The 17421-nt window shown below is 68.0% G+C and carries 10 protein-coding genes; 4 read left to right on the forward strand and 6 right to left on the reverse strand.

The annotated features are described in order from the left end of the window. Position 1: 1 nt before the first annotated feature. Positions 2-3949 (forward strand): translocation/assembly module TamB domain-containing protein, encoded by a 3948-nt coding sequence (locus WCE59_RS12220; protein ID WP_343259055.1) that lies wholly within the window; start codon positions 2-4, stop codon positions 3947-3949. A gap of 19 nt (positions 3950-3968) precedes the next feature. Here the strand turns inward: WCE59_RS12220 and WCE59_RS12225 are convergent, their stop codons facing one another. Genes WCE59_RS12225 through WCE59_RS12235 form a run of 3 tightly spaced genes read right to left on the reverse strand, consistent with a single transcriptional unit; the run spans position 3969 to position 7356 of the window. Continuing rightward, on the reverse strand, positions 3969-5111 hold the full coding sequence (locus WCE59_RS12225) for a serine hydrolase (RefSeq protein ID WP_343259056.1): 1143 nt from the start codon (positions 5109-5111) through the stop codon (positions 3969-3971). Further along, positions 5108-6157 (reverse strand): serine hydrolase, encoded by a 1050-nt coding sequence (locus WCE59_RS12230; RefSeq protein ID WP_343259057.1) that lies wholly within the window; start codon positions 6155-6157, stop codon positions 5108-5110. The genes WCE59_RS12225 and WCE59_RS12230 overlap by 4 nt, the downstream gene beginning before the upstream one ends. Before the next feature lie 29 nt (positions 6158-6186). Further along, positions 6187-7356, reverse strand: coding sequence for a heparan-alpha-glucosaminide N-acetyltransferase domain-containing protein (locus WCE59_RS12235; RefSeq protein WP_343259058.1), 1170 nt, complete (start codon positions 7354-7356; stop codon positions 6187-6189). 152 nt (positions 7357-7508) lie between these two features. On the opposite strand from WCE59_RS12235, the gene WCE59_RS12240 reads away from it, so the two are divergent. Beyond that, a complete protein-coding gene (locus WCE59_RS12240) occupies positions 7509-9041 on the forward strand; it encodes a serine hydrolase (protein WP_343259059.1) in 1533 nt (510 codons plus the stop codon). A 311-nt stretch (positions 9042-9352) separates the two neighbouring features. Here WCE59_RS12240 and polA read toward each other — a convergent pair whose 3' ends face one another. Both polA and WCE59_RS12250 read right to left on the reverse strand, forming a co-directional pair. After that, complete coding sequence (polA, locus tag WCE59_RS12245; protein ID WP_343259060.1) at positions 9353-12127, reverse strand: DNA polymerase I; 2775 nt, start codon at positions 12125-12127, stop codon at positions 9353-9355. A gap of 57 nt (positions 12128-12184) precedes the next feature. After that, positions 12185-13123: a CPBP family intramembrane glutamic endopeptidase gene (locus WCE59_RS12250; RefSeq protein ID WP_343259061.1), complete on the reverse strand. Its 939-nt coding sequence runs from the start codon at positions 13121-13123 to the stop codon at positions 12185-12187. Positions 13124-13268: 145 nt separating this feature from the next. Between WCE59_RS12250 and WCE59_RS12255 the strand changes: the two genes are divergently transcribed. Beyond that, positions 13269-13586: a DUF2782 domain-containing protein gene (locus tag WCE59_RS12255; RefSeq protein WP_343259062.1), complete on the forward strand. Its 318-nt coding sequence runs from the start codon at positions 13269-13271 to the stop codon at positions 13584-13586. Positions 13587-13598: 12 nt separating this feature from the next. On the opposite strand, the gene WCE59_RS12260 is transcribed toward WCE59_RS12255, so the two are convergent. Continuing rightward, a complete protein-coding gene (locus tag WCE59_RS12260; RefSeq protein ID WP_343259063.1) occupies positions 13599-14915 on the reverse strand; it encodes a hypothetical protein in 1317 nt (438 codons plus the stop codon). Positions 14916-15038: 123 nt separating this feature from the next. Here WCE59_RS12260 and WCE59_RS12265 point away from each other — a divergent pair, with 123 nt between their 5' ends. Beyond that, a complete protein-coding gene (locus WCE59_RS12265) occupies positions 15039-17399 on the forward strand; it encodes a Tex family protein (RefSeq protein WP_343259064.1) in 2361 nt (786 codons plus the stop codon). Positions 17400-17421 lie beyond the last annotated feature (22 nt).

Genomic DNA, 17421 nt, shown 5'->3' on the forward strand with positions numbered 1-17421 from the left:
CATGGCTCCCGTCTTCAGCCGCATCGACCCGGATCTGGGCCCCGAAGAGCGCGAGGCCCGCATTGCCGAGCTGCGCGAGCGGCGCAAGGCGCGCCTGCGCTGGCTGGCCATCCGCTCCGGCATTGCCAGCCTGGTGCTGGCGGTGCTGGTGATGGCGGTGGCGTACTGGCTGCTGCTGACGCTGGGCGGGCGCGATTTCCTGCTGTCACAGATCACCGCACGGCTGCCGGCCGGCACCTCGCTTGAGTGGCGCCATGCGGAAGGCCCGGCATCCGGCCCGCTGACCCTGCACGGGCTGCGCTTCGTGCAGATGAGCTGCCCGGATCAGGACGGCGAGCCGGTAGCCTATGGCAACTGCGAAGAACACCGCACGCTGTCATTCACCGCTGAGCGGGCAACGATTGATCCCGCGCTGCTGCCCCTGTTGGGGCGGCTGCTGCGGCTGGACGTGCTGGAAGTGGAAGGCGCGGTGCTGTCGCTGCCGCCGTCGGTGGAAGATGACGAGCCGTTCCAGCTGCCCTCGTGGCCGGATTCGCTGCCCGATATCGGTCCGCTGCCGCTGTCACTGCAGGCCGATGCGATCCGCGTCGACGATCTGCAGGTGGTGGGCGCCGACGGCCCGCTGATCCACATCCACCAGGTGCGCGGCGGGCTCAACGCCGGCGAGGGCCTGCTGGAGCTGGACAACGTGCTGGTGGACAGCGATCGCGGCCGGTTCAATGCCCACGGCAGCTATGCGCCGCGCGACAACTACCAGGTGGACCTGACCGCCGGCGCGGTGATGCCGGCCCCGGCCGGGCGCACGCGCCCCAACTTCGGCCTGGTGGCTCGCGGCGATGCCGGCCATCTGGACCTGGTGCTGACCGGCCACGCACCTTCGCCGGTGCAGGCCACATTGGCCCTGCGCGGCGGCAACCGCCCCGACTGGCGCCTGCAAGCCCGCTCGGATGCACTGGACCCGGCCCTGTTGGCCGGCGGCGAGCCCGGCACCCCGCTGGCCTTCGATCTTGTCGCCGATGGCCAGGACGCGGCGATGGTGCTGGAAGGCAGCTTCAACCAGGGTGATTTCAGCGCCACCGTATTGCCCTCCACCATCAGCCTGCACGATGAGGTGCTGGAGGTTGATCCGCTGGTGGTCGAGCTGCTCGACGGCCGGATCACCGTGGCCGGCCGGGCCGACTTCAGCGACGACGACGGGCCCAGCGGCCGGTTCGCCATCAACGCCCAGGGCGTGCGCTGGGGCGGTGGGCTGGACGAAAACGGTGAAGCAGGCACCGCAGTCGTTGCCGATGCCCGGCTCGGCCTGGCCGGTCGCCTGCAGGCCTGGGCCGCCATCGGCAACGCCGACCTGGCCCGCGGCAATCTTGCCGCCCGTGTGGAGCTGGATGCGCGCGGCAACGAGGCGCAGATGGTGCTGCGCCGCCTGCTGGCCACGATGCCCGGCAACAGCGGCAGCCTGGATGGCAGCGGCCGGCTGGCCTGGGCGCCGGCGCTGACATGGGATATGGACCTGGCGCTGGCGTCGTTTGATCCCGGCTATTTCCTGCCCGACTGGAGCGGGGCGGTGGATGGAACGATCACCAGCAGCGGCGCCACCCGCGACGACGGCGGCCTGGAGGCCGGGGTGGAGCTGGCAGACCTGGGCGGCCAGCTGCGCGGCCGCGCCCTCGGCGGCAGCGGCCGCTTCAGCATGCAGACTCCGCCCGCCTCGGACGTGGACGCACCCGCGGCCTACGAGGGCGAGCTGGCCCTGACCCTTGGCGAGAGCCGCGTGGATGCCACCGCATCCATCGGCCAGTCGCTGGATATCGATGCCCGCCTGGCGCCGCTGCTGCTGGCCGACATCCTGCCCGGCGCCGGCGGCCGGCTCAGCGGCGAAGTGAACCTTACCGGCGCGCGCACCGCGCCCGATATCGACGTCGACCTTGAAGGCGGCGACCTGGCCTGGGGCGACTACAGTGCCAGCAGCGCCAGCCTGCGCGGACGCCTGCCCTGGCGCAGCGGCAACGGCGAGCTGCAACTGGATGCGGCCGACATCAGCGCCGGCGTGGTCCTGGATGCGGTTTCGATCCAGGCCAGCGGGGCGATTGAATCGCTGCGCGCCAACGCGACAGCGCGCGGTGAAATCGGCTCGCTTGAACTGGCTGGCAACGCCGAGCGCCGCCAGCAGCTGTGGCAGGGCGGACTGTCATCGCTGCGGCTTGCCCCGGCCCGGGGCGCCGCCTGGAACCTGCAGTCACCGGCCAGCTTCGCCCAGACCGCCCGTGGCTGGCAGCTCTCGCAGTCATGCTTTGCCAGCAGCGCCGGCGGCGCACTGTGCCTGGACGCCGACTGGCCAGGCACGGGCCTTGGCATCAGCGGCAATAACCTGCCGCTGGCCCTGGCCGAGCCCTATCTGCCCGAGCGCGCCGACGGCCAGTCCTGGGCACTGCGCGGCAACCTCGACATCGACGGCCGCCTGCGCCCGGTTGGCAACGCGTTTGCCGGCCACCTCAATGTGCGCTCCGATGACGGCGGCCTGCGCTTCAGCCAGCGCGCCCGCCGCGACACCATCAGCTATTCCGGCCTGCAGCTGGAGGCGGAGTTCAGCCCCCAGACCATCCAGGCCAGCTTCAACACCCTGGTGGACGACGACGGCCGCATCCAGGCGCAGGTGGAAACCGGCTGGGACGCGTGGTCGCCATTGGCCGGCGCCATCGACATCGACATCAACGAACTGGTGTGGCTGGAGCTGTTTTCACCCGACATTGTCGAGCCGCAGGGGCAGCTGGCCGGGCGCATCACCCTGGCCGGCACGCGCTCGGAGCCGGCCCTGGGTGGGCAGGCACGATTGAGCGGCTTCAGCACGGAATTGCCGGCGCTGGGGATCGTGCTGGAAGAGGGCGACGTGCGCCTGGACGCGCACGCGGACGGCACCGCCACCATCGCTGGCAGCGTGCGCTCGGGCGAGGGCGCACTGGACATCAATGGAAGCCTGGGATGGAGCGGAGACACCGCCGCGCCGCTGGTGCTCGAGGTGGGCGGGGAGAACGTGCTGGTCTCCAACACCCGCGACCTGCGTGCCGTGGCCAGCCCGGACATCCGCGTGCTGTATGCCGCCGGACGCCCGCTGGAAGTGACCGGCAGCGTACTGGTGCCCGAGGCGCGCATGGACCTGGAACGGCTGAGCGACGGCGTCGCTCCCTCAGCTGACGTGGTGGTGCTGGATCCGGTGGATCCCGAAGATGGCCCGCCGTTGGCGATGCAGCTCGACCTGACCCTGGAGATGGGCGAGAACGTGGTGCTGAACGGCTTCGGCCTGGAAGGCACCCTGGGCGGCAGGCTGCGGGTGCGCCAGCACCCCGGCCGCGACATGCGTGGCACGGGTTCGCTGCAGGTGGGCGGGCGCTATGCGGCCTACGGCCAGGAGCTGCGCATCACCCGCGGCAACCTGTCGTGGAGCAACGACATGATCTCCGACCCGGTGCTGGACATCCGCGCCGAGCGCCGGATCGAAGCCGAAGACCTGACCGCCGGCATCGATGTTACCGGCCGCGCTTCATCGCCCCAGGCCAACGTGTGGACCGATCCCAGTCGCGACGAATCCGAGGCGCTGGCCTACCTGGCGCTGGGCCGCTCACTGTCCAGCGTGACCGGCGATGAAGGCCGCGAGCTCGACGCGGCCGCTGCTGCCCTGCAAGCCGGCGGCGGCATCCTCGCCTCGCAGCTGGGCGCAGGCCTGGGCCTGGACGACGCCGGCGTGAGCCATTCGCGGGCGCTGGGTGGCAGCGTGCTGGGCGTGGGCAAGCAGCTCTCGCCGCGACTCTACGTGGGCTTTGGCGTATCGCTGCTGGGCACCGGCCAGGTGCTGACCCTGCGCTATCTGCTCGATCGCGGCTTCGACCTGGAGATTGAATCGAGCACGCTGGAAAACCGCGGCTCGATCAACTGGCGTCGCGAAGTGGACTGATGCCACGGCCGCGTGTTGGCTAAAGCGCCAGGCCCGCTTCCGCCAGCTTACGTCCCAGGGCCTGGAAGGCGCGCTCGGCGTCGGCGATGTCATCGAACTCTTCCGCGCAGGCCACCACGATGGTGGCGTCTCCATCATCGACCCGCTCCGGGTTGATCACACCAACGTTGCAGGCGCGTGCCACCTGGGTGCCGGTTTTCTGGGCGAAGTCGGTGCCAGGCGGAAGTCCGGCCTGGATCCGCCGACCGCCGGTGGTGATGGCGCGCATGTGCTCCAGCATCAGCGCGGTGCTTTCCGGCGACAGCAGCTCACCGGACACCAGCATTTCCAGCATGTTGGCAAACATTTCCAGCGGCGCGGAATTGGTGCCGGTGTCGTAGTAGCGGTTGAACACCTCATCGATGTCGGGAGCATCCAGCGCATCGCGCTCAACCCCGAGCATGTCGGCCAGCGCATTCAGCCGCGCCTCTCCGTCCCCCGCCTGCTGCACCTGCAACATGTCGCCGCTCGACAGCTTCCTCACGCCCGGATGCAGGTCGCCATAGGCGTCGTGGCGCACCTGCTGGATGGTGGTGATCTGGCCAAAACCGCGCCCCAGCCAGTCGCGGATCCGGCGGTTGAGATCGACCTCGCCCATGTGTCGGATCAACATATCGGTGGCCGTGCTGTCGCTGTCGCGCAGTGACTTCTCCAGCAGGGTGGCGATGCTGAAGCGCTCCCCTGGCTGGTGAGTCAGCATGTCGCCGGCACCATCCACGAAGTCTGTTTCAGCCAGTTCCAGCTCCTGATCCAGCGACAGGCTGCCGGCATCCACCTGCTCCAGAACCGCGATCGCTACCGGCACCTTGATGGTGGAAGACAGATACCAGGCGCGGCCATCCCCAAGGTCCAAGCTGCCGGCGTCCGGGCCCAGCCGACGCACGTACACGCCGAAGCGTCCGGGCATATCGGCATCGATTTCATTGATCGACGCCGACAGCGGGTTGAGCCAGGGCGGAGCCTCGGCATCGCCGGGCGTGTATTCGGTCCCCGCGTCGGCCTCGGTGGCAATGGACAGTTGTGGTTCCGGATCGGCAGGGCGGCAGGCCGCTGCCAGGAACAGGACGGCCAGCACGGCCGGCCACTGGAATCTATTTGCGCTGGGCATGGACAGGAAGGTCATGGGTTCGACAGATTCAATACCCCGGACGCGGTGACAGCAGCGCCAACGTCGCGCAGCGCACGCTCGCCCGCGGCCAGCGACGCGTTGCCACGCGCACATGCGGCAATGACCACCTGCTGGCGCGTTCCGTCAACGAGGGCACTGGCGATTCCAAGATCGCACCAGCGCCTGTGCTGGGTACCGGTCTTGTGCGCGAAGCGGGTACCCGGTGGCAGCGCGGCCTTGATCCGCCGCTCCCCCGTGCGCACTTGGGTCATTACCCCGATCAGCCACGCAGTGGCTTCCGGGCCGAGCGCCAGCCCGTCGTTCAGCGCGGCCAGCATGCGGCCGTAGTTGCGCAGGCTGGAGGCGTTGATGTGCTGGGCGTAATAGGCGTCGTATGCGCTGTCCAGATCGGGCAGCAGGAATTCGTCCGGCGTGGCCTGCAGAATCTCGGCCAGCCTGCGCACCCGCCGCATGCCGCTCGGCGCGCGCCGCAGCGCCAGCAGTTCCTGCGACCCCAGGTTGGCCGCGCGCAGGTGCAACCCCCCGTACACCAGCCTGCGCACGTCGGCCAGCGAGGTGATCACCAGGCCACGGTCGGCCAGCAGCGCATGCGCCACCGCATTCACCTCATCCAGGCCGACGGTGCGGATCAGTACATCGGTTGCGGTGTTGTCGCTGTGGATCAGCATCTGCTCCACCAGCCACTCGATCGACAGCATCGCGCCCACCGGTTGATGGTTGGTCGGCCCGGCACCATCCACGTAATCATCGGCCAGCAGCTTGACGTGGGCATCCAGGGCGAGATGCCCGTCCTCGATCTGGCGCAGCACCGCAATCGCTACCGGCACCTTGATCCCGGAGGCGAGATACCACGGCTCATCGCCCCGCCAAGAGAATGTTTCATCGCGGCCCAGATGGTGCACGAACACGCCGATCTGGCCTCCCAGGCGCCGCTCGGCCGCGACCAGTCGCTCCCGCATCGGCTCGGCCCAGGCGGGCTCATCTGAGGTCGCGGTGACCGGCCCGGCCACCGCCGTCGGTCCAGCTGCAACCAGCAACACGAGCACAAGCACAAGTCGTAATGAAACCCTCATTCCACCTCCCCGGTTGACCGGCGCCGCCAGCTGCGCCTGGCCACCTGCAGCAGCCATACGAACAGCGCCGTCGCCGGAATCAGCAGCACCGCCAGCAGCAGCGCGAACTCATAGGTCACGTCCTGGTGATAACCCAGCAAATCGCGAAACAGCACGAAGATCACCACGATGTGGAATACGAACGCCATCAGCGCGTCGCTGCCGATGATGCTGACCGGCTTCAGCCAGCGCGCGAGTAACCCACCACCGGCAATCGCCAGCCCCAACAGCGCCAGCGCCCCGCCGACGCTGTAGAGCATGAACAGCAGCCCGGGCGGATGCTTGCCGGCATTGCCGGCGATCTCCCGCACTTCATCGGCCAGGTTGTCACCGGCCAGTACGGCCAGCGCTGCGAAAGCCAGCAGCCCGGCCGCCACCTGTGCGCCCGCCAGTGCCATCCGCCGACCGGGGTGGTCGTGAACCTGCAGCAGCAGTCCGCCGATCAACAGGCCCACCAGCACCAGCGGTCCACGCGCCAGTTGGCCCCAGGTGTAGTAATCCGGATGTTCGACCAGCAGCGCCTGCAACTGCGGCGCGCCCCAGAAATCGAAGTTCTCCAGCAGCCACCAGCAGGCCAGCGCCATCAGCACCGGACTGGCCCAGCGCAGCAGCATTGGCGTGCGCGCCCACAGAGGCAGTACGAATGGCACCCACAGCAGCGCGATGGCATAGAAGCCCAGGATTTCCACGAACGATGGGAAATCCCGGTACAGCAGCGTGTCCACGATCGCCTCGCGCTCGTGCAGCTGGTACATCTCCACCACGGTCAGCAGCTTGTAGCAGACCAGCACCACCAGCCCGCGCCACAGCAGGCGGTTGCGGCGGCGCGGCCAGTCGTCCTGGTGGACCTTGGGCACGAATGCGACCGCCAACGCCACGCCGAACACGATCACGAACAGCGACGATGAGAACTTGGTCAGCGCGTGCACCGGCACCTGGCCCCAGTCCGGGAATTCCGAGAATGGGAGCAACGCATTGACGCCGTGGCTGAGGATCATCAGCACCACCGCCAGCCCGCGGGCGAAATCGATCGACTCGATCCGCCCACTGCCCGGTGCGCCGCCGCGCTGGCCTGGCACATTGATCACCGATGCTGCGGCAGGGGCGGGACTGCGGGCGTCGTCCATGGCATCAGTGTTGCGGCGACGGATCGAAAACAGCGTGAATGCATCTCTGCTAGGGTCTTTGCCCGCCCATTCATCCGTGCGATCAATCCATGCAAGCGACCCGCAGTTCATCCCGGCCAGACCTGGTCTGGCGCTCCCGGCTTCCACACGCTTTGAGCCTCCTGCTCGGATTGCTGCTGGTGCCACTGGGCGCCGCGGCCCAGACAGAAGCGCCGGCCACGCTCGAGGGCATCGAGGAGTTCGTCGAGCGCGGCATGCAGGACTGGGACATCCCCGGACTGGCGGTGAGCGTGGTCAAGGACGATCAGCTGGTCTGGGCGCGGGGCTTTGGCGTGCGCCGCCTCGGCCAGCCGGAACCGGTCGACGCCGACACGCTGTTCAACATCGCCTCGGTGTCCAAGGCATTCAACGCCGCGGCGCTGGGCCTGCTGGTGGATGAGGGCCGGGTCGACTGGGACGACCCGGTCGTGAAGCACATTCCGCGGCTGCAGCTGTACGACCCGTACGTGACCCGGGCGGTCACGGTGCGCGACATGCTCGCCCACCGGGTGGGGCTGGGCCGACTGACGGGCAACCGGCTGCGCTGGATCTCCGAGCGCGAGCCTGCCGAGCAGATCGCCCGCCTGCGCCACCTGCCGCCCGAGCTGGGCTTCCGCGAGGGCTACGTGTATTCCAACGTGCTGTACATGGTGGCCGGCGAGGTGGTGCCCGCGGTCACCGGAACCGAGTGGGAGCAGTTCGTCGAACAGCGCCTGTTCACGCCGCTGGGCATGACCCGCAGCCTGGCCGGCGGCAGCCGTCTGGACGAATCGGGCAACGTGGCCTGGCCGCACCAGGAGATCGACGGCACGGTGGTGGAGATCCCGCGCCGCAACTTCGACGCGGTGGGCCCGGCGGCCTCGGTCCATTCCAGCGCGCGTGAGATCAGCCACTGGATGCGTCTGCACTTGGGCACGCCTGGCGAGCTGGACGGCGACGTCGTGCTCGCACCCGGCACGGTGGAAGAAATGCACCGGTCGCAGAATCCGATCCAGACCCCCGCCTTCGAACCGCTGGCCGCCTATGGTTTGGGCTGGCGGCTGGGCAGCCACGAGGGACGTCAGACCTCGTCGCACTCGGGCGCAGTGGATGGCATGAACTCGCTGCTGATGCTGGTGCCCGAGGAGGGCCTGGGCATCTTCATCACCACCAACACCTTCAACAACTTCACCACCGCACTGGCCCGGCAGATAGTAGATGCCTACATCGGCGTGCAAGGCCGCGACCGCCATGCGGAGACCTTCCAGCGCTACCTGGGCCAGAAAGCGCGGGCGCAGGAAGAACGCGAGGCGATCCACGCCGCGCGCATCCGCGGCACATCCACCTCCGGCCCGCTGCAGGACTTCACCGGCGGATACGACGACGCGCTCTACGCCGACGCCGCGGTGCGGCTGCAGGACGGCAGCCTGGTGCTGCAGCTGTGGGACGACCCGGAACAGGTCGCCGACCTGGAGCACTGGCACCACGACACCTTCCGCGCGGTGTGGCGCAACCCGGCCATGCGCGAGGAGTTCGTGTGGTTCACCCGCGGCCGGGAGGGCACGGTGGACCAGCTGCACATCGACTGGAACCTGCGTCCGGCGGTGCTGCAGGTGGGGGCCTATCCTTCGCCCTACCGCCGCGTGGCGTCCTTCAAACGCCCGTAGGTCGGGGCTACGCCCCCGACGCGCCGGCGATCAACCATAAAAAAGCCCCGTCGGCAGGGGGGGCCGACGGGGCTCGGTGAAACGGGAGCTCGGGGAGAAGTCCCGTTCCAGATCACTCCAGGGGAAGGGAGAGATCAACGACAGACGTTGCATCTGTCGCGATACATATGACCACCCCAAGCATTGATAGTTCGTGAAGATCGCCGCCCCTGCAGGGGAAAAGTTCAGCGGGGATTTACATTTCACGGGCCCTGAACGGAATTTGTACAAATCCGCGGAAATATTTCCATTTTTCAGTGGGTTCGCCGCCCTCAGTGGGCAACTTCCCAGTTGTCACCCACGCCACTTTCGACCATCAGCGGCACCTGCAGTTCCGCCGCGCCGGTCATGCGCGGCACCACCTCGGCCAGCAACGCGTCGGCAAAGTCCGCCGGGGTTTCAAATACCAGTTCGTCATGCACCTGCAGGATCATGCGCGTGCGGCCGTTCTGGCCGGCCAACCAGGCGTCGATATCGATCATGGCGCGCTTGATGATGTCGGCCGCCGTGCCCTGCATCGGCGCATTGATCGCAGCGCGTTCGGCGCCGGCACGCAGGCCCTGGTTGCGGGCGCTGATGTTCTCCAGATACAGGCGGCGACCGAACACGGTTTCCACATAGCCCTGCGCGTGCGCCTGCTCGCGGGTGCGGTCCATGTACTCTCGCACGCCCGGATAGCGTGAGAAGTACAGGGCGATGTAGTCCTGCGCCTCGCCACGACCGATGCCGAGGTTACGGGCCAGGCCCCAGGCGCCCATGCCGTACATCAAACCGAAGTTGATCGCCTTGGCGGCGCGGCGCTCGTCGGCGGTCACTTCTTCCAGCTTGCGGCCGAACACCTCCGCGGCGGTGGCGGCGTGGATGTCCGCACCGGCGGCGAAGGCGGCCAGGAGGCCCGCGTCACCCGACAGGTGGGCCATGATCCGCAGCTCGATCTGCGAATAGTCGCAGGCCACCAGCACGTTGCCCTCGTCGGCAATGAAAGCACGGCGGATGCGGCGGCCGTCTTCGGTGCGAATGGGGATGTTCTGCAGGTTGGGATCCGACGACGCCAGCCGCCCGGTGGCTGCGCCGGCCTGGTGGAAACTGGTGTGCAGGCGGCCGGTGTCCGGATTGATCATCTCCGGCAGCTTGTCGGTGTAGGTGCTGCGCAATTTGGCCAGGCCGCGGTATTCCAGGATGATCCGCGGCAGCTCGTGCTGGTCGGCAATTGCCTCCAGCGCTTCCTCATTGGTGCTGGGCTGGCCCTTGGGCGTCTTCACCAGCGCCGGCAGGCCCAGCTCGTCGAACAGCAGCGCCTGCAGCTGCTTGGGCGAATCCAGGTTGAAGGTGCGCCCGGCCAGCTCGGTCGCCTTCTGCTGCGCGGTGAGCATGCGCCGCGACAGGTCGGCGCTCTGGCGGCGCAGTTCGTCGCCATCGATGCGCACGCCGTGGGCCTCGATCCGGGCCAGCACCGGCACCAGCGGCATCTCGATCTCGCGGTACACCTTCTGCAGTGCCGGCACTTCGGCCAGCTTGGGCGACAGCTCGCGGTGCAGGCGCAGGGTGATGTCGGCGTCTTCCCCGGCGTAGGGCGTCGCATCTTCAATCGACACCTGCGAGAACGGGATCGCCTTGGCGCCCTTGCCGGCCACGTCGGCGTACTTGATGCAGGTGTAGCCGAGATAACGCAGGGCCAGCGAGTCCATGTCGTGGCGGCTGGCGGTGGCGTTGTAAACGAAGCTTTCCAGCATGGTGTCGTCGGCGTAGCCCTGCACATCCACGCCATGGCGGCGCATCACGTGCATGTCGTACTTGCCGTGGTGGCCGATCTTGCGCTTGCCGGGATCCTCCAGCAGCGGGCGCAGCGCTTCCAGTGCTTCTGCGCGATCAAGCTGGGCGGGCGCGCCACCGTAGTCGTGGCCCAGCGGCAGGTAAGCAGCCTTGCCGGGCTCCACCGCGAAGCTGATGCCGACCAGGTTGGCGCGCAGCGGGTCGAGCGAGTCGGTTTCGGTGTCGAAGGCGAACTCGTCCGCCTTGCCAAGCATCCCGATCCATTCGTCCAGGCGCGCCCGGTCCATGATCGTTTCGTGCACGCCGGGCGCGGCCAGCGCCGGATCCAGGCCACCGGCAGCCGGTTTCGCCGCCGGACGCGCATAGCCGGCCTCGGTGCCGCGCACGCTGCCGGGGATGTCGGCCACCGGTACCGGCGCCTCGCCAGGGGCTTCGCCCAGATCACGAAGCGCCTGGGTGAAGCCATAGCGCGCATACAGGGTGCGCAGCGTATCCACGTCGCGCTCGCGCAGCGGCAGGCCGGTCGGGCCACGGTCCAGCGGCACGTCGGTGCGGATGGTCACCAGATCGCGGTTCAGCGGCAGCCGGTCCAGCGCTTCGCGCAGGCTCTCGCCCACCTTGCCCTTGATGTTGTCCGCGTTGGCGATCACCCCGTCCAGGCTGTCGTACTGGGCCAGCCACTTGGCGGCGGTCTTGGGCCCGCACTTGGGCACGCCGGGCACGTTGTCGACGGTATCGCCCATCAGCGCCAGCAGGTCCACGATCTGGTCCGGACGTACGCCGTACTTCTCGATGATGGCCTCGTCGCTGTCCATATGGCTGCCGCTCATGGTGTTGATCAGCGAGATCCCCGGACGCACCAGCTGGGCGAAATCCTTGTCGCTGGTAGACACCTTCACGTCCAGGCCTTCTGCGGCGCCGGCCACGGCCAGGGTGCCGATCACGTCGTCCGCCTCCACGCCCTCGACCCGCAGGATGTCGATGCCCAGCGCTTCCACCACGTCGCACATCGGCTGCACCTGCGGGCGCAGGTCGTCCGGCATCGGCGGGCGGTTGGCCTTGTAGTCGGGGTACATCTCGTCGCGGAAGGTCTTGCCCGGCGCATCCACCACGAAGGCGACGTAATCGGGCTTTTCCTTCAGCGTGGCCCGCAGCATGTTGACCACGCCGAACAGGGCCCCGGTCGGCTCGCCCTGCGCATTGGTCAGCGGCGGCAGGGCATGGAAGGCGCGGTACAGATAGCTGGAACCGTCGATCAGCACGAGTCGTTTCATGCCGTTGATTCTACGCCGTCGCCGGAATGCTCTCCGAGCGGTCCGAAGCCATGGGACTCATCCCGGAGAGGTGACGGAAGACATGAAGAAAACGCCGATAGCGATCGCGTTGTAAAGCGCGTGTATCAGAACGCACAGGGTGAGACTGGATGACACATGCCGGATCCAGCACAGTGAAAACCCGAACACCAGATAGGTGGCATAGGCCGCGAGGGCGAGTTCCGACGGCACCAGGTGTACAGCCGCAAAACCGAGCGTGGTCGGGATAGCCGCGAGCCACCAGCGCATGTGTTTCCCCAATATGTCCATCACCAGGCCACGAAACACTACCTCTTCGAATACGGGTGCTACCAGCACTGCCATCACCAGAATCCCGCTCAGCTGGGTCAGGGCCACAGGAGTCTGGACTTCCTGTGTCAGCGGCCGAAACAGCGCAGTGACAACAACGCCCGTGGCCAGTGCCAGCACGAAAGGCAGGATGGCGGCCCACGGCCTGCTCCTGATAAACAGGAAGGCACGCCGCACATCGTCCCGCAGGGAGTGGCGAAACAGCTTCAACCATGCGGCCCACAGGACCAATCCAAAAGCGAGCACGATCGCCTGGTTCCACCCCGGACCGATCATTGGACTGATGCGTGATATGCGAAACAGGTTGCCGAAGGTGAATCCTTTCGCCTCCAGATAGTTCCTGGCGTCGGATATTTCTTCTGCAACGAAACTGCAGTCGAGCAAATAAAGGGCTTCGGAATCGAGTTGTTCCGATTTGATGCACGCTATCGAGCGTAGCGCCTGGTCCCGTTCGAAGTGCGCGGTGATGGGAAAGTCGATCCCATCCGGCTCGGCCACCACCTGGAAAGACATTTCCATCTGATATCGCCCGGACAGGTACGCGGGCGCAATCAATACGATCATGGAAAGAGCAACGAGCATCCCGGCCATGGCCAATGCACGGGCGACCGAAAAAACCTCATTCCATGAGCCAGCTGCCATGTCCATTCCCCGGAACGTATGAAGCACCCTGATCTTTCCGCCCTGGAGAAAATCAGGCGCTGGGTGTTCCGCTCAGCCTGGGATCTTCGCTGATCACCCGCACCGCATCAATCAACCCGCATAATCAGGCATTCCCATCTGGAGGCTTGCCATGCCCAGCCTGTTCCGATCATCAATCGCGCCATTGGCCTTTGCGCTGGCTCTCACCCTCGCCGCATGCGCCACCACCGGCACGGGAGCCGGGCTCGCGGCGATCCCTGAAATCCCTGCCGATGCGACCGAAGCGGTGCGCACGTCTCCCAATGGCGATGTGATCACCGAATACCGCGTGGCCGACCAGGTGCGGGTGGTGAAGGTGCAGCCGCCGCGCGGGCCGGCCTACTACCTGTACAGCCGCGACGGCCAGATCATTTCCACCCGCGAGGGCGACAACCCGCCGCAGACCTATTTCAAACTGTTCGAGTGGTGAAACCCGCCGGGCTCAGCCTTCGGCGGGCCCGGCCACCAGGCGCACGCCGCGCAGCTGCGGACGGCCATCAATGACATCGGTCCACACCGCGTGGGCGACGCCCTGGTGGAAGACCAGCCGCGGGAACCCGGTGCCGCGGCCGCGGCCTGCCAGCCCGGCCAGCCGGATGCGTTCGATCTCATGCGACAGGTCCGGCGCGAAGCACGCGTACCACAGCGACTGCCCGTCACCGTCTTCCCGCAGCCACAGCGCACCGGCCTGGTGGCTATCCAGGGCCACGGCCACGCGGCCATGCACTTCCGCACCGCTGTCGAGCACCAGCGGCTCGCCAAAGCTGTCACCGGCGTCGGCGCTGTGGACCAGGCGTACCTGCGGCTCGCCGCCGGCCTCCGTATACCAGGCCGCCACCACGTTGTGGCCGTGGCCCTGTGCTGAGGGGCCGTTGACCGGGCAGGCGGACATGACCCAGCCGTCGGCGTGGATCCGGCGCGGCGCGGTCCACACGTTGCCTTCCAGGCGGGACACCAGCACATCGCGGACTTCATCGGGACTGCGGCCGCGGTAGAACAGCAGCGGGCCGCGCGAGGTCAGGGCCACAGTGGTCTGGCAGCACTCGCAGACGCGGGTATCGATCACCGCTTCCTGCACCAGCCGCAGGGCGGGATCCACCAGCGCGGCGCGCAGCGTCGAAGAGCCGTGCGTCCGCGCCGGGTCCGTGCCGGCCTCATCCGCGCCAGCCCCATGCCCGTCATGCGCATCGTGATCGCCGCCTGTGCTGCGCCCGTCCAGCCAGGCAATCCCCAGCAGATCGGTGCCGTGTGGCCACATGGAAGCGAACCCGTGTTCGGTGCCCGTACCGCCCGCATGGGGCACCAGCGGCGCCGACCAGTTGGCGCCGTCGCGCGAACGCACCAGGGCAATGCCGTAGGCGTTTGCGCCGCCGCTCTTCTGCAGCCAGTGGGCCCAGATCGCCCCGTCCAGGCTCGCCATGATGTGCGGCGTATCGGCCCAGTTGACGAACATCCGGCTGCCGATCGCGATATTGGCCGGCGCGTGCTGCCAGCGCTCCAGCGCGGGATTCCAGGCACTGAAGCGGAACAGGTGCCTGCGCCCGGGCTGGGAATCGAGCCATGACAGCAGCACCCGTCCGTCCGCAGTCACCGCCAGGTCCGGCGCGCTGGTGCCCGGCTCCGCGCCGGGCAGCGGCCAGTCCAGCACTTGCAGCCGACCGGGCCCGACTTCGCCGGCGTGGGTTTCGCCCGCATCCTCACCGCCACAGGCGGCCAGCAGCAGGGACGACAACAGCATCAACACGATGAATCGGGCCATGGGCCCAGCCTACCCGGTTTCCCCGTTGCCCCACATCCGGCCGCTGTCAACGGGTACCGGAGCCAGCGCCATGCGGCCACAATGGCTGGCTCCGCGGCCCGTGCCGCCCGATCCAGAATGCCGATGTCCGATTCAGCCCCCGCGCTCATGCGCAAGATCGCCCAGACCATTGCCGAGGAAATCGGCGCCCAGCGCAGCCAGGTGGAATCCGCCGTGGGCCTGCTCGACGAAGGCGCGACGGTGCCCTTCATCGCCCGCTACCGCAAGGAAGTGACCGGGGGTCTGGACGACACCCAGCTGCGTGACCTGGAAACCCGCCTTGGCTACCTGCGCGAGCTGGAAGACCGCCGCGCCGCGATCCTTGCCAGCATCGACGAGCAGGGCAAGCTGGGCGACGAGCTGCGCGCCGACATCGAGGCCGCCGACAGCAAGGCGCGACTGGAAGACCTGTACCTGCCCTACAAGCCCAAGCGCCGCACCCGTGCCCAGATCGCTCGCGAGGCCGGTCTGGAGCCGCTGGCCGATGGCCTGCTGGCCGATCCGGCCCGGGTGCCGGAGGAGTTCGCGGCCGGGTTCGTCGATGCCGACAAGGGCGTGGCCGATGCCAAGGCGGCGCTGGATGGCGCCCGCGCGATCCTGATCGAGCGCTGGGGCGAAGACGCCGCGCTGGTGGGCGAGCTGCGCGAGTGGCTGACCCGCGAGGGCGTGATCCGCGCGAAGGTGATCGAAGGCAAGGAGGCCACGGGCGAGAAATTCCGCGACTACTTCGATCACGCCGAAGTATTGGCGAAGATCCCTTCGCACCGCCTGCTGGCGCTGTTCCGCGGCCGCCGCGAGGAATTCCTCACCCTGGACCTGGAACCCGGCAGCGACGCCGACGCCGGCCACGCCTATGCCGAAGGCCGGGTGGCACACAACGCCGGCATCCAGGATCAGGGCCGCCCGGCCGACGCCTGGCTGCGTACCGCCTGCCGGCTGGCCTGGAAAGCCAAGCTGCACCTGCACCTGATGCTGGATCTGTTCGGCCAGGCGCGGGAGAAGGCGGAGGCCGAAGCCATCGCGGTGTTCGGCGACAACCTCAAGGACCTGATGCTGGCCGCGCCCGCCGGCCCGAAAGCCGTGCTTGGACTGGATCCGGGCCTGCGCACCGGGACCAAGGTGGCGGTGGTCGATGCCACCGGCAAGCTGGTCGCCACCGACACCATCTTTCCGCATGAACCACGCCGCCAGTGGGACCAGTCGCTGGCCGCGCTGAAGAAGCTGTGCACCGCGCACGGCGTGCAGCTGATCGCCATCGGCAACGGCACCGCGTCGCGTGAGACCGACCGGCTGGCCGGCGACCTGCTCAAGCTCACCCCCGAGCTGAAGATGCAGAAGATCGTGGTCAGCGAGGCCGGCGCTTCGGTGTACTCGGCCTCGGAGCTGGCGGCGAAGGAATTCCCCGACCTTGATGTGTCGATCCGCGGCGCAGTGTCGATCGCCCGCCGCCTGCAGGACCCGCTGGCCGAACTGGTCAAGATCGAGCCCAAGGCCATTGGCGTTGGCCAGTACCAGCACGACGTGGACCAGTTCAAGCTGGCGCGTGCGCTGGATGCGCGGGTCGAGGACTGCGTGAACGCGGTTGGCGTGTACGTGAACACCGCCTCGGCGCCACTTTTGGCGCGGGTGTCCGGGCTGTCCTCCACCGTGGCAACCAATATCGTGGCCCACCGCGACGCCAACGGGCCGTTCAAGCGCCGCAAGGACCTGCTGAAGGTGCCGCGCCTGGGCGAGAAGACGTTCGAGCAGTGCGCCGGATTCCTGCGCATCGCCGACGGCGACGAGCCGCTGGACGCCTCCGCGGTGCACCCGGAAACCTATCCGGTGGTCGAGCGCATCGTGGCCGCGACCGGCAAGCCGATCCGCGCGCTGGTGGGCGACGCCTCTTTCGTGCGCACGCTCAAGGCCCGCGACTACATGGACGATCGCTTTGGCGAGCCGACCGTGCGCGACATCCTCGCCGAGTTGGAGAAGCCCGGCCGCGATCCGCGCCCGGAGTTCAAGGCGGCGGTGTTCGCCGAGGGCGTGGAGGACATCAAGGATCTGCGCGAGGGCATGATCCTGGAAGGCGTGGTCAGCAACGTGGCCGCGTTCGGCGCATTCGTCGACATCGGCGTGCACCAGGACGGCCTGGTGCATATCTCCGCGCTGTCAGACCGCTACGTGAAGGACCCGCGCGAGGTGGTGAAGGCCGGCGACATCGTCAAGGTGAAGGTGCTGGAGGTGGACGTGGCGCGCAAGCGCATCGCCCTGACCCGACGCCTGGACGACACGCCCCAGCCGCGCGAGGAGCGCCAGGATGCACGGCGCAGTGAGCGCGACGGACGCGGCCGGCCAGGTGGCGGCCCACGTGGCGGACGCCCCGCAGGCAACGCACCGAAGCCATCGGCGCCGCCGGCCAACAACGCGCTGGCCGACGCCTTCGCCCGCGCCAAGCGCAGCTGAGCGACGCACCTGTCCCCCGGCG

Source organism: Luteimonas qiangzhengi (assembly GCF_039548515.1).
GTDB lineage: Bacteria > Pseudomonadota > Gammaproteobacteria > Xanthomonadales > Xanthomonadaceae > Luteimonas.

What these genes read in the sequence shown, in the direction of transcription:
- WCE59_RS12220 (WP_343259055.1), top strand. Translation starts at nt 2, where the DNA reads ATGGCTCCCGTCTTCAGCCGCATCGACCCGGATCTGGGCCCCGAAGAG.
- WCE59_RS12260 (WP_343259063.1), bottom strand. Translation starts at nt 14,915, where the DNA reads ATGGCCCGATTCATCGTGTTGATGCTGTTGTCGTCCCTGCTGCTGGCC.
- polA (WP_343259060.1), bottom strand. Translation starts at nt 12,127, where the DNA reads ATGAAACGACTCGTGCTGATCGACGGTTCCAGCTATCTGTACCGCGCC.
- WCE59_RS12225 (WP_343259056.1), bottom strand. Translation starts at nt 5,111, where the DNA reads ATGACCTTCCTGTCCATGCCCAGCGCAAATAGATTCCAGTGGCCGGCC.
- WCE59_RS12250 (WP_343259061.1), bottom strand. Translation starts at nt 13,123, where the DNA reads ATGGACATGGCAGCTGGCTCATGGAATGAGGTTTTTTCGGTCGCCCGT.
- WCE59_RS12235 (WP_343259058.1), bottom strand. Translation starts at nt 7,356, where the DNA reads ATGGACGACGCCCGCAGTCCCGCCCCTGCCGCAGCATCGGTGATCAAT.
- WCE59_RS12265 (WP_343259064.1), top strand. Translation starts at nt 15,039, where the DNA reads ATGTCCGATTCAGCCCCCGCGCTCATGCGCAAGATCGCCCAGACCATT.
- WCE59_RS12255 (WP_343259062.1), top strand. Translation starts at nt 13,269, where the DNA reads ATGCCCAGCCTGTTCCGATCATCAATCGCGCCATTGGCCTTTGCGCTG.